This is a genomic window from Streptococcus suis S735 (genome assembly GCF_000294495.1).
Classification (GTDB): Bacteria; Bacillota; Bacilli; order Lactobacillales; family Streptococcaceae; genus Streptococcus; species Streptococcus suis.
Genome location: NC_018526.1, coordinates 126,778 through 139,453, shown reverse-complemented (window position 1 = coordinate 139,453; position 12,676 = coordinate 126,778). Strand labels below are relative to the sequence as shown.

Sequence of the window (12,676 nt, the reverse complement as noted above, 5' to 3'; positions counted from 1 at the left end):
AAACTCACTACGTTCACAGAAAATCTAGCCTTTGTACTAGAAAAGAGTTGGTCTCCCAACTCTTTTCATCGTTCATCTTTCATACGCAGTAGCTGAATGGCAGTTCACTTTGCTACGCTTGTGACCAACCTATTCAGCCTTGCGGGGGTGCGTCTACGGAATCATAGATTCCTGACTTACCGCCTATTTTTCAGTCAAAGCTGCAAGTCCTGGAAGCACTTTACCTTCGAGGAGTTCCATTGATGCACCACCACCAGTTGAGATCCATGAGAACTTGTCTGCACGGCCAAGGTTGATCGCAGCTGCCGCTGAGTCACCACCACCGATAATTGATTTCACGCCTGGTTGTTTCACGATAGCGTCCATTACACCGATTGTACCAGCTTGGAAGTCTGGGTTTTCAAATACACCCATAGGTCCGTTCCAAACAACTGTTTTCGCACCAGTCAAAGCTTCGTCAAACTTAGCGATTGACTTAGGACCGATGTCAAGACCAAGGAAGCCTTCTGAAACTGCTTCGCCGTCTGTATCGCGAACTTCAGTGTATCCAGCAAATGCGTTTGCTTCTTTTGAGTCAACTGGCAAGATTAATTTACCATTTGCTTTTTCAAGAAGTGTTTTTGCCACATCAAGCTTGTCTTCTTCTACAAGTGAGTTACCGATTTCGATACCTTGAGCTTTGTAGAATGTGTAAGTCATACCACCACCGATAAGAACTTTGTCAGCTTTTTCAAGAAGGTTCTCGATAACACCGATCTTATCAGATACTTTTGAACCGCCAAGGATTGCCACGAATGGGCGCTCTGGAGTTTCAACAGCTTCTTGGATGTAAGCAATTTCGTTTTCCAAAAGGAAACCAGCTACTGCTTTTTCTACGTTTGCTGAGATACCAACGTTTGATGCGTGTGAACGGTGTGCAGTACCAAATGCATCGTTAACGAAGATACCATCACCAAGTGAAGCCCAGTATTTACCAAGTTCTTCGTCGTTTTTAGATTCTTTCTTACCATCAACATCTTCGAAACGAGTGTTTTCAACAAGGAGAACTTGTCCATCTTCCAAAGCATTGATAGCTGCTTCCAATTCAGCACCACGAGTAGCACCTGCGATGAAAGCAACGTCTTGACCCAATTTAGCCGCCAAGTCAGCTGCTACAGGAGCCAATGATTTACCTTCTTTGTCAGCTTCTTCTTTCACACGACCAAGGTGAGAGAAAAGAATTGCACGTCCACCTTGCTCAAGAATATACTTGATAGTTGGAAGAGCTGCTGTAATACGGTTATCGTTAGTGATAACGCCATCTTTCAAAGGCACGTTGAAGTCCACACGAACAAGAACTTTTTTGCCTTTCAATTCTACATCTTTAACAGTCAATTTTGCCATTAGATAAGAACTCCTTAAATTATATTTACTTTACCATTGTATCATATTTTCTGTATTTTTTCTTGCATAAAGATATTTTTTTCACAAATGTTATGAAATCTAAAAACTATCGCCTCGTAATCAGATTTTTCAAATTCTAAAGTTGCCAAATCAGAAACAACTTATACCATCCTTGTTTCTTAGCATAAGGAAACAGCTATATTTCAGCAATCAAAACAAAAAAGAGGCCGAAGCCTCTTCGATTTTCACTAAGGATTATTTAGCGATTTTTGCGAAGTACTCAAGAGTACGAACAAGTTGTGCAGTGTAAGACATTTCGTTGTCGTACCATGAAACAACTTTAACCAATTGCTCGCCATCAACTTCGATAACTTTAGTTTGAGTTGCATCAAACAATGAACCGAATGAGATACCTACGATATCTGAAGATACGAGTTGGTCTTCAGTGTAACCAAATGATTCAGTAGCAGCAGCTTTCATAGCAGCGTTTACTTCTTCAGCAGTTACTTTCTTGTCAAGAGTTGCAACCAATTCAGTTACAGAACCTGTTGGAACTGGAACACGTTGTGCAGCACCGTCAAGTTTACCGTTCAATTCTGGGATTACCAAGCCGATAGCTTTAGCAGCACCAGTTGAGTTAGGAACGATGTTTGCAGCAGCAGCACGTGCACGACGAAGGTCACCACCACGGTGTGGTCCGTCAAGAACCATTTGGTCACCAGTGTAACCGTGGATTGTAGTCATCAAACCTTTTTGAACGCCAAATGCATCGTGAAGAGCTTTAGCCATTGGTGCCAAACAGTTTGTAGTACATGAAGCACCTGAGATAACTGTTTCAGTACCATCAAGGATGTCGTGGTTAGTGTTGAAAACAACAGTCTTAACATCGTTACCACCAGGAGCAGTGATAACAACTTTTTTAGCACCGTTAGCGTGGATGTGTTGCTCAGCTTTTTCTTTAGAAGCAAAGAAACCTGTAGCTTCCAAAACGATATCTACGCCATCAGTAGCCCAGTCGATGTTTCCTGGCTCGCGCTCTGCAGAAACTTTAACGAATTTACCGTTAACTTCGAAACCACCGTCTTTAACTTCAACAGTACCGTCGAAACGACCTTGAGTTGTGTCATATTTCAACAAGTGTGCAAGCATTACTGGATCTGTAAGGTCGTTGATACGAGTAACTTCAACACCTTCTACGTTTTGGATACGACGGAAAGCAAGACGACCGATACGTCCGAAACCGTTAATACCAACTTTAACTACCATGAATGATTTCCTCCTTATGAAAATCGAGTTCTTTATTTTAAAAGGCAAGCCTTTTAATCCTTTTGTGAAAATATTAACTTGTAAGCCTACAAGCATCTTTTCAACGTTTTTATTATATAACTATTTACCGAAAATTGCAACTGCTTACCGGTTCATCTTATGTAAAAAATAGAAGGCCAAAAAATAAAAGTTAAAAATCATAGCCATGCGTTTTCTCGGGTGGTTATGACTGGTTAAATACTTAACTTAATAGCATTGCCATACCTCGACACATTTTTTACCGATTCTTGGTTTACCGCTACTTCTATTTTTTACCTAAAAAGGTGTCTACCGCCCATTTTGGACCGCAGACACCTCTATAATCTTTTACCACACTCGTAGGCGGTCTTCTGGTTTCACATACATTGGATCCCCTTCTTTGACATTGAAGTCTGTATAGAATTGATCAATTTGGTTGACAATGTTGTTAACCCGATATTTAGCTGGTGGATGTTCGTCGCTGATGTTGGCAATAGCAAATTCTTTGGTGGTGACTTCACGCCATGCTTTACCATAAGACTCGAAGACTTTCTTCGTATCGTAGCCTTTTTTCTGAGCAATATCAATGGCAACCGTTAAACCACCGAGATCCGCCATGATTTCACCGGTTGAAATTTCGCCATTGACATAGTAGCCCGGAGCCACTTCCAATTTAGAGTAGATATCTGCTGCCTGTTGAACCTTTTTATTAAATTTTTCAAGGTCTTCTGGTTTCCACCAGTTGACAAGGTTCCCCTTTTCATCAAATTGAGAACCAGCCTTATCAAAGGCATGGGAAATTTCATGACCGATAACAGCCCCGATTCCACCTAGATTTTCTTCGGGACTAGCTTTTGGATCGTAGAGAGGAGCCTGTAAAATCCCCGCTGGAAAGACAATTTCGTTGTTAGTTGGGCTGTAATAGGCATTCACCGTGTGAGAAGGCATGCCGAACTGCGACTTATCAAAAGGCTTGCCAAATTGCCCCATCTCTTCACGCAATTCAAGTGTTTTTACCATATCGAAGTTAGAAAGAAGACTCCCCCCTTCTTCCTTGGATTGGATAGCAAGTTGTGAGTAATCCTTCCACTGGTCTGGATAGCCGATTTTAACAACCAATGTATCTAGTTTTTTCAAGGCCCGCATCTTGGTTTCTTCAGACATCCACTGCACTGCTTTGATTCGCTCTGCATAAGTCGCTTTAATCTCTTGAACCATAGATAGGATATTAGCCTTGGATTCTTCTGAAAAATGGTGTTTAACGTAAACTTTGCCAATCATATCGGAGAAATTTGCATCAATGGCCGCTTGAGCAACTTCTTTCTGACTCGGAGTATCTACCGCACCGGTTGCTACGCCGTCGTATTTCGCTTTTGCCTCGATTAAATTGCTTGACAGATAAGCATTGTAATGGGCAATCACACGATATTGGAGCAGAGCCTTAAGAGCGTCTAAATTCTTTTCTTGATAGAGTTCATTTAATTTTTTTAGAGCATCTGGATCTGATACGACTGTCGTTGGGGCATTCTGAAGTCCTAACTCAGAAACCAACTCAGCAATCGGTAGGTTGGGAACCAGTGCTTTGACCTCATCCCAAGTCTTCTCGTTATACATGGCTTCAAAGTTATTGGCTTCTTCTTTTGGCCGTTGCACTGCAGCCATCTCTTTTTCCAAATTAAAGAGGAGATCTGCCTTAGAAGAGGCTTCTTTTGAGGTTTCTCCTGACAAGCTAAATACTTCCTGCAGATAGGCTTTAAAGGCTTTTTGATTTTTCAATGAAAATTCATCTGTGCCATCATAATTTTCTTTTGGAAAACTTAACTCGTGAGGGTCAACGTAGATGGTGTTTTTGTTACTGTCTTTTATATCTTGAGTAACGTTTATATGAAGCAAATTGCGGATGTTTTTGCCGTATAGGGCCACCAGAATCTTGTTGAGTTCTTCCATGGTAGAGGCTTTTTTAATCTCCTCTAGATAAGGCTTAATAGGCTCTAACCCCAATTTGTTGCGAGTATCAAAATCGGCTGCCAATCGGTAAAAATCAATAAGTTTTTTCTCATCACTACCAGCTTGCAGCTTGGAATAGTCCATATCCAGCTGGTCAATCATCTCCTGTATCGCTTCTTGCGTTTTCTCAGAGAGTTGACTCAGATTATCTATTTGCGATTCACCGGCACCTAATTTTGTATTTTTCAACCATTGCGCATTGATATAAGAATGAAAATCCGTCTGTGGTGTTGCTTCACCTGCTTTGGGAGCCGAGGAATTACTTGTGCCACAGGCTGTCAAAAATGTCGCACAGGCGACTGCTACTAATAAAAATTTTAGTTTTTTTCTCATGGTTTCTGTCCTTTCTTTTTATTGTTAATGTGCTTAGTACCACTATTTCATCACCATACAAGCATCCTCCTTTAGTAATTAGCGGTCCTAAACTACTCTTTCATCGATCTACCTTATAAGGATTCTAACATTTATATCTGCTTTTCTTCTGTAGCCTATCTATTAATTCTCTTATTTTTTATAACCATTCCCAAACAAAGTAATTCTAAATAATTTAAAACATTTATTTTAGCTGATTAAGTGTGAGTAGGCGAGAACTCGAACGATCAAAAGAGTTCGGCAACAATTCCTAATTTCTAGTTGTTGAGCTGAAATAGTCTAACCCCAGACTGTTTTAATCCGTTTATTTCACAGTAGTCGGACCTGGGAGTCACTGTTGAGTTCATCGACAACAGGAACTTATACCCAATGAAATCCCAAAATAGCAAACCCTGATCTTTTGTTAGCCATCCACACCTAAATTAGGGTAATTTTTTATAAATTGTAGCTTTCTCATTGTATATTTCCAAAATGAATCTGGCGGATATCTGTTTTATATAGTGTAGTCGTTTAGTTTGTTTTTAGTACTCGCTTCAAAGGTTCGGGAAACCTTTGAAGGCTGGAGATAGGGCGAAGCAAGTTCGTCTCAATAGCTGCAAGTTGCTAGAACAGCCTAAAGGCTGTTCTAGGTTGGAAATAAGACTTGCCTCGCAAATCACTTCTGTAAAGTACGACAAAGCGAGTTCAAATACTCCAGTGAAGTGTTTGAAGTTGGAAATAAGGAAACGAAGTTTCCTCGCTCGTCGAAGCAATCAAAGATAAACTACTGATACTCAATGAAAATCAAAAGTAGCCTAGGAAACGAAGCCGAAGATAGAACTGGAGTTCATCAAGGCAAGTTGACAACGGATAATTTTGATTTTCGAAGAGTATGAGTATCACGCTCAGATGTGTGACATATCCGTCGTACCAAAAAAACACCTACCCGAAGGTAGGTGTAGATAGACAATTATGCATTGCCACCGTTTTTCTTAATGATTTCATCTTGTACAGATTTTGGTACATCTTCGTAGTGGTCAAATACCATCATGAAAGTACCGCGACCTTGTGTTGCTGAACGAAGAACAGTTGCGTAACCAAACATTTCAGCAAGTGGTACATAAGCACGAACAATCTGTGTGTTACCACGAGCTTCCATACCATCAACGCGACCACGACGTGCAGTAACGTGACCCATAACGTCACCTAGGTTATCTTCAGGTGCAGTGATTGTTACAAGCATCATTGGCTCAAGGATAGTTGGTTGAGCTGATTTAGCCGCTTCTTTAAGGGCAAGAGATGCAGCCACTTTGAAGGCTGTTTCAGATGAGTCGACATCGTGGTATGAACCATCGTAAAGCTTAGCTTTAACGTCAACAATTGGGTAACCAGCAAGAACACCGTTAGCCATAGATTCTACGAGACCTTTTTCAACCGCTGGGATGAATTCACGTGGAACCACACCACCGACGATAGCGTTCTCGAACTCGAAACCTTTACCTTCTTCGTTTGGTGTGAATTCGATCCAAACGTCACCGAATTGACCTTTACCACCAGACTGGCGTTTGAAGAAACCACGAGCTTGTGTAGAAGCGCGGAATGTTTCACGGTATGATACTTGAGGAGCACCTACGTTTGCTTCAACCTTGAATTCACGACGCATACGGTCAACAAGGACATCCAAGTGCAACTCACCCATACCAGAGATAACTGTTTCACCAGTTTCAACGTTTGTTTCAACGCGGAATGTTGGATCTTCTTCAGCCAATTTAGAAAGGGCAATACCCATCTTGTCTTGGTCAGCTTTAGATTTAGGCTCAACCATCAATTGGATAACTGGTTCTGGAACGTGGATTGACTCAAGGATGATTTTTGCTTTTTCATCTGTCAATGAGTCACCAGTTGTAGTATCTTTCAAACCAACCGCAGCGGCGATGTCACCTGCATAAACAGTTTCAATTTCTTGACGGCTGTTTGCGTGCATTTGAAGGATACGTCCAATACGCTCACGTTTACCTTTAGAAGTGTTCAATACGTATGAACCGCTGTTAAGGACACCTGAGTATACACGGAAGAATGTCAAACGACCTACGAATGGGTCAGTCATGATCTTGAAGGCAAGAGCTGCAAATGGCTCCTCATCTGATGCATGACGCTCTTCTTCAGCATCTGTATCTGGGTTAACACCTTTAATAGCAGGGATGTCAAGTGGGCTTGGAAGGTAGTCGATAACCGCATCAAGCATCAACTGAACACCTTTGTTTTTGAAGGCTGAACCACACAATACTGGGAAGAATTCAACGTTGATAGTTGCTTTACGGATAGCAGCTTTCAATTCGTCATTTGTGATTTCTTCACCTTCAAGGTATTTCATCATCAATTCTTCATCAGTTTCAGCAACTGCTTCAACCAATTTTTCACGGTATTCTTCAGCTTGCTCAAGGTATTCAGCTGGAATATCTTCTTCAAGAATATCTGTACCAAGGTCGTTAGTATAGATTTCAGCTTTCATCTTGATCAAGTCGATGATACCACGGAACTCATCTTCAGAACCGATTGGCAATTGGATTGGATGAGCATTTGCTTGAAGACGCTCATGGAGTGTGCTTACTGAGTAAAGGAAGTCAGCACCGATTTTATCCATTTTGTTAGCGAATACGATACGTGGAACACCGTATTCAGTTGCTTGACGCCATACTGTTTCAGTTTGTGGCTCAACACCTGACTGTGAGTCAAGAACGGTTACCGCACCATCAAGAACGCGAAGTGAACGTTGCACTTCGATTGTGAAGTCCACGTGTCCTGGTGTGTCGATGATGTTTACACGGTGGTTGTTCCATTGAGCTGTTGTCGCAGCAGATGTGATAGTGATACCACGCTCTTGCTCTTGCTCCATCCAGTCCATTTGCGATGCACCTTCGTGAGTTTCACCGATTTTGTGGATTTTACCAGTGTAGTAAAGAATACGCTCAGTTGTCGTTGTTTTACCCGCGTCAACGTGCGCCATGATACCGATATTACGAGTTTTTTCTAATGAAAATTCGCGTGCCATGAGGTTTGTTCTCCTATATTTTTAGATTTCTATTCTGATTATACCATATTTTAAGAAAAGCGAGTGGGCAAATCCCACCCGCTTAAGTTCTTACTAATGGTGTGAAGTGGACGAGGCAAGCCTCAATCCGATTTGTGATGGTTGAACGATAAGTTGCTACCATAATCTCAATTGATTTATGTAGAACTGATTTAACGTCCTCACATCTTAATTAGTTGAGTTCGAACTAAAAATTCTGGAAAAAAGATAAATCTTCCTTGGACCTTAAGGTCCATCGTCTGATTTCCTATTTTTCCTTGAATTTTCTTAACGTCCTTACATCCTAATTGAACTCGGGCTACAACTCGCTGACAAAAAGATGAACCTCATTGATTGCACAGCAATCTGCTTCGCTTCCCTATTTTGTCTAGGAGTTGCTTGACGCCCTCGTATCTTAATCTTAGTTGAATTTTAGCTACAAATGTCTGCCAAAAAGATAAAATCTCCTAGAAACTGAAGTTTCTGCGTCAATTTTCCTATTTTGGCTAGCATTTGTTTAACGCTAAAATATCCTATCTTACCAGCGGAAGTGTGCGAATGCGCGGTTTGCTTCTGCCATTTTGTGAGTATCTTCACGTTTCTTAACAGCTGCACCTGTGTTGTTTGCTGCATCCATGATTTCTTTCGCAAGGCGATCGATCATAGTGTGCTCACCACGGTTACGAGCGATTGTTACCAACCAACGAAGACCAAGTGTTGTACGACGCTCTGGACGAACTTCAACTGGGACTTGGTAGTTAGAACCACCGACACGACGTGCACGTACTTCAAGTACAGGCATGATGTTTTCCATTGCTGTTTCAAATACTTCAAGTGCATCGTTACCAGTTGCTTCTTTGATTTGATCAAAGGCACCGTAAACGATTGATGCAGCAGTACCACGTTTACCGTCCAACATAACACGGTTAATCAAGCGAGTTACCAATTTTGAGTTATACAATGGATCTGGCAATACTTCGCGCTTAGGCGCTTGATTTTTACGACTCATTTATATTTCCCCCTTCTTAGCCTTTTGGACGTTTAGTACCGTATTTAGAACGGCCTTGCTTACGATCGTTTACACCAGCAGTATCAAGTGCACCACGAACGATATGGTAACGTACCCCTGGAAGGTCTTTTACACGTCCACCACGAAGAAGAACCACACTGTGTTCTTGCAAGTTGTGACCGATACCTGGGATGTAAGCAGTAACTTCGATAAGGTTGCTCAAACGTACACGAGCAAATTTACGAAGGGCTGAGTTAGGTTTTTTAGGTGTCATTGTTCCGACACGAGTTGCAACACCGCGTTTTTGTGGTGATGAAACGTTTGTTTGAACTTTTTTACGGCTGTTGTAACCAACGTTCAAAGCTGGTGATTTAGATTTTTCTACTTTAGACTTACGTGGTTTACGTACCAACTGGTTAATTGTAGGCATCTACATTCTCCTGTATATATTTTTTATTTTTGGTGATAGGGCATTGGTGACAACCCCTATCTGTGTGTACTTTTGCAACATTTGTCAGCACGTCCCTGTACACTCTTGAGAGACCAAAAGTAAAAAGTACCGTCTAATATAGTACCACATCCCAAAACCATTGTCAAATAGATATGTTTGAAATTTTCAAGAAAAAAACACAGCCAAGTAGCTGTGTCATTTTGCTATTTCTTAGTAGCCCATACCCATTCCATCCATACCTTGTGGCATAGCTGGAGCAGCTGGTTCTGGCTTGTTGGCAACAACTGCTTCTGTCGTCAAAATCAAGCTGGCTACAGAAGCTGCGTTTTGAAGGGCCGAACGAGTCACCTTAACAGGGTCAATAATACCTGCATCCATCATATTGACCCATTCGCCTGTCGCAGCGTTAAAGCCAGTGCCAAGCTCAGAATTCTTCAATTTATCAATGATAACTGAACCTTCATAGCCTGCGTTATAGGCAATCTGACGAACTGGTTCTTCCAAGGCACGAAGGACAATATTGCGTCCTGTTTCATCGTCGCCTTTCAACTCCAATTTCGCTACGCTATCGATAACATTTACAAGTGCTGTACCACCACCGGCAACGATTCCTTCTTCAACTGCGGCACGTGTTGCGTTGAGGGCATCTTCGATACGGAGTTTCATTTCTTTCAACTCAGTTTCCGTCGCGGCACCGACTTTGATAACTGCGACACCACCTGACAATTTAGCCAAGCGCTCTTGCAATTTTTCACGGTCAAATTCTGAAGTGGTTACCTCAATTTGTGACTTGATAACAGCCACACGGTTGGCAATGGCTTCAGGATTGCCAGCACCTTCAACAATGGTTGCACCATCTTTGTCGACCACAACCTTGGCAGCTTGACCAAGGGCTTCAATGGTCGCATCTTTCAAGTCCAAACCAAGGTCTTCTGTAATGACTGTACCACCTGTCAAGATAGCGATATCTTCCAACATGGCTTTACGACGGTCACCAAAGCCTGGAGCTTTGACTGCAACAACGTTGAATGTACCACGAATCTTGTTGAGAACAAGTGTAGGAAGAGCTTCGCCATCCACATCGTCAGCAATAATCAAAAGCGGACGGTTGGCCTGAAGAATGCTTTCCAAGAGTGGCAAAATATCTTGGATATGAGAAATCTTCTTATCTGTAATCAAGATAAATGGATTTTCAAGTTCAGCTACCATCTTTTCATTATCTGTTACCATGTATTGTGACAGATAACCACGGTCGAATTGCATACCTTCAACCACATCCAATTCTGTTTCCATACCGCGAGATTCTTCGATAGTAATAACGCCGTCTGTTCCCACGCGCTCCATAGCTTCTGAAATGTACTCACCAACTTTTTCAGAACGTGAAGACACGGCTGCTACCTGAGCAATTTCAGCTTTATTGGATACAGGACTTGCTTGTGCTTTCAAGGCTTCAACCGCAGTCGCAACCGCGGCTTCAATCCCGCGACGAATTCCGATTGGGTTGGCACCTGCAGTTACGTTTTTCAAGCCTTCACGTACGATAGCTTGGGTCAAGACAGTAGCAGTTGTTGTCCCGTCACCGGCAATGTCATTGGTTTTTGAAGCCACTTCGGATACCAACTTAGCACCCATATTTTCAAAATGATCTTCCAACTCGATTTCTTTAGCAATGGTTACACCGTCGTTTGTAATGAGTGGTGAACCGTAAGCTTTTTCCAAGACAACATTACGACCTTTTGGACCCAAGGTTACTTTGACTGTGTCAGCCAAAATATCGACACCACGGACCATGCTTTCACGCGCATCTGCTGCAAATTTGATTTCTTTTGCCATTTTTCTACCTCTATTCTACAATTGCCAAAATATCTGTTTCACGGATGATGTGAACGTTCTGATCACCGTCTTTGACTTCCAATCCTGCGTGAGCATCAATCAAAACAGTATCTCCAACTGCCACCGCTGGGGCAACCAAGTCTCCGTTCAAGGTCCGAATCCCTTGTCCGATCGCTAGGACACTTGCTTCTTTTGTCTTTTCTTGGCTTGCGCCTGCTAGGACAAAGCCACCAACTGTTTGTTCTTTTTCTTCAATTTTTACGGCGATACGATCGCCCAATGGTTTCAACATGGTATTACCTCCTGGTCTTTTTAGCACTCTTTGTATTCGAGTGCTAATTCACATTTCCTATTGTATCACTTGGTCAAAAATAGTCAAGAACATTCTATCCCTTTTTCATGAAAATCCATCTTGAGACCGAGACAGAACTTGCCTATCCATTACCGCTAAATTATGCTATACTATTTTTAAAAAGTTAGGGGGTATTCATGAAATTTTTTAGAGATTTAAAAATTGATTACCTTGAAAGCCGATTTTCAGCCTACGAAAGTTTTGCAGAATGGTTTTTAAAACGTAAATTAGGCTTTTGGGGGAAAATGATATTCGCCTACCTACTCTGGCTAGTCTGGTGGCTTCTCTTTTCCCACCCTCATTACATCATCTTTTTCTTCTACGGAGTTCTCCTACTTTCTCTAATTATCATGCTGATAGAATGGTGGAAATATAGAAAATAAGTAGCCAAAAACACCAACTTTCGTCGGTGTTTTTAAGGAGATATGAAAAATATTTAGGATTGACTATAGTATAGCCTATTTTTCAATACACTCCATCGGTCTTGGGACTGATATTGCTTTAAAACGGTAATTCCTCCTCTTCCAAGACCAAGTCAGCTAGGTCATCACCAGTATTATTTTCACGCATGGCACGTTGAGCACGGCTTTCTAGTAATTGGAAAGATTGGCCTAGAATCTCTGTCACATAGTGGTTGCTGCCGTCTTTTTCGTATTTTCGCGTTCGCAACTCACCATCAATAGAAATCAGACTACCCTTGCTGCCATAAGAAACAAGTGTCTCCGCCAGTTTGCCCCAGAAAATAACATTGAGAAAATCTGCTTCACGCTCACCATTTTCTGTCTTAAATCGGCGATTGACTGCGACAGTTACACGAGTCAAATTTTTGCCAGTTGGTGTTTGAGTGAGTTCAGGTTGGGCCGTCAAGCGACCGATTAAAATTGTTTTATTATACATATTATATCCTCCTACTTATCTATTCGTAGAAGGATTAGA

General features: G+C 41.7%; 10 protein-coding genes. 1 reads left to right on the top strand and 9 read right to left on the bottom strand.

Annotated elements, in window-relative coordinates; all coding sequences use genetic code 11:
* Positions 1-183: 183 nt before the first annotated feature.
* The 8 genes from YYK_RS00870 to groES all read right to left on the bottom strand — a co-directional run bounded on the left by YYK_RS00870 (position 184) and on the right by groES (position 11,680).
* Positions 184-1,383 carry a phosphoglycerate kinase gene (locus YYK_RS00870; RefSeq protein WP_011921748.1) on the bottom strand — a complete coding sequence of 400 codons (1,200 nt, stop codon included), beginning with the start codon at positions 1,381-1,383 and terminating at the stop codon, positions 184-186.
* Between the two features lie 255 nt (positions 1,384-1,638).
* Positions 1,639-2,649 carry a type I glyceraldehyde-3-phosphate dehydrogenase gene (gene gap, locus YYK_RS00865; protein WP_012775479.1) on the bottom strand — a complete coding sequence of 337 codons (1,011 nt, stop codon included), beginning with the start codon at positions 2,647-2,649 and terminating at the stop codon, positions 1,639-1,641.
* A 366-nt stretch (positions 2,650-3,015) separates the two neighbouring features.
* Positions 3,016-5,007, bottom strand: coding sequence for a M13 family metallopeptidase (locus tag YYK_RS00860; protein ID WP_014917178.1), 1,992 nt, complete (start codon positions 5,005-5,007; stop codon positions 3,016-3,018).
* 988 nt (positions 5,008-5,995) lie between these two features.
* Entirely contained in the window at positions 5,996-8,077 is a 2,082-nt protein-coding gene (fusA, locus tag YYK_RS00855) for an elongation factor G (RefSeq protein ID WP_011921743.1), read from the bottom strand.
* A 556-nt stretch (positions 8,078-8,633) separates the two neighbouring features.
* On the bottom strand, positions 8,634-9,104 hold the full coding sequence (rpsG, locus tag YYK_RS00850; RefSeq protein WP_002940031.1) for a 30S ribosomal protein S7: 471 nt from the start codon (positions 9,102-9,104) through the stop codon (positions 8,634-8,636).
* Positions 9,105-9,120: 16 nt separating this feature from the next.
* Positions 9,121-9,534, bottom strand: a complete 414-nt coding sequence (gene rpsL, locus YYK_RS00845; protein ID WP_002940030.1) for a 30S ribosomal protein S12 — start codon at positions 9,532-9,534, stop codon at positions 9,121-9,123.
* 231 nt (positions 9,535-9,765) lie between these two features.
* Positions 9,766-11,388, bottom strand: coding sequence for a chaperonin GroEL (gene groL / locus YYK_RS00840; RefSeq protein WP_012774912.1), 1,623 nt, complete (start codon positions 11,386-11,388; stop codon positions 9,766-9,768).
* A gap of 10 nt (positions 11,389-11,398) precedes the next feature.
* Positions 11,399-11,680 carry a co-chaperone GroES gene (gene groES / locus YYK_RS00835; RefSeq protein ID WP_012774911.1) on the bottom strand — a complete coding sequence of 94 codons (282 nt, stop codon included), beginning with the start codon at positions 11,678-11,680 and terminating at the stop codon, positions 11,399-11,401.
* Positions 11,681-11,877: 197 nt separating this feature from the next.
* On the opposite strand from groES, the gene YYK_RS10230 reads away from it, so the two are divergent.
* A complete protein-coding gene (locus YYK_RS10230; protein ID WP_014917177.1) occupies positions 11,878-12,123 on the top strand; it encodes a hypothetical protein in 246 nt (81 codons plus the stop codon).
* A gap of 118 nt (positions 12,124-12,241) precedes the next feature.
* Here the strand turns inward: YYK_RS10230 and YYK_RS00825 are convergent, their stop codons facing one another.
* Positions 12,242-12,637, bottom strand: a complete 396-nt coding sequence (locus YYK_RS00825) for a single-stranded DNA-binding protein (RefSeq protein WP_011921737.1) — start codon at positions 12,635-12,637, stop codon at positions 12,242-12,244.
* Between the last annotated feature and the right edge of the window lie 39 nt (positions 12,638-12,676).

Excerpts from the sequence above, each read along its gene's own strand:
- YYK_RS00860 (WP_014917178.1), bottom strand. The coding sequence starts at position 5,007 with ATGAGAAAAAAACTAAAATTTTTATTAGTAGCAGTCGCCTGTGCGACA.
- YYK_RS00825 (WP_011921737.1), bottom strand. The coding sequence starts at position 12,637 with ATGTATAATAAAACAATTTTAATCGGTCGCTTGACGGCCCAACCTGAA.
- groL (WP_012774912.1), bottom strand. The coding sequence starts at position 11,388 with ATGGCAAAAGAAATCAAATTTGCAGCAGATGCGCGTGAAAGCATGGTC.
- rpsG (WP_002940031.1), bottom strand. The coding sequence starts at position 9,104 with ATGAGTCGTAAAAATCAAGCGCCTAAGCGCGAAGTATTGCCAGATCCA.
- groES (WP_012774911.1), bottom strand. The coding sequence starts at position 11,680 with ATGTTGAAACCATTGGGCGATCGTATCGCCGTAAAAATTGAAGAAAAA.
- gap (WP_012775479.1), bottom strand. The coding sequence starts at position 2,649 with ATGGTAGTTAAAGTTGGTATTAACGGTTTCGGACGTATCGGTCGTCTT.
- fusA (WP_011921743.1), bottom strand. The coding sequence starts at position 8,077 with ATGGCACGCGAATTTTCATTAGAAAAAACTCGTAATATCGGTATCATG.
- rpsL (WP_002940030.1), bottom strand. The coding sequence starts at position 9,534 with ATGCCTACAATTAACCAGTTGGTACGTAAACCACGTAAGTCTAAAGTA.
- YYK_RS00870 (WP_011921748.1), bottom strand. The coding sequence starts at position 1,383 with ATGGCAAAATTGACTGTTAAAGATGTAGAATTGAAAGGCAAAAAAGTT.
- YYK_RS10230 (WP_014917177.1), top strand. The coding sequence starts at position 11,878 with ATGAAATTTTTTAGAGATTTAAAAATTGATTACCTTGAAAGCCGATTT.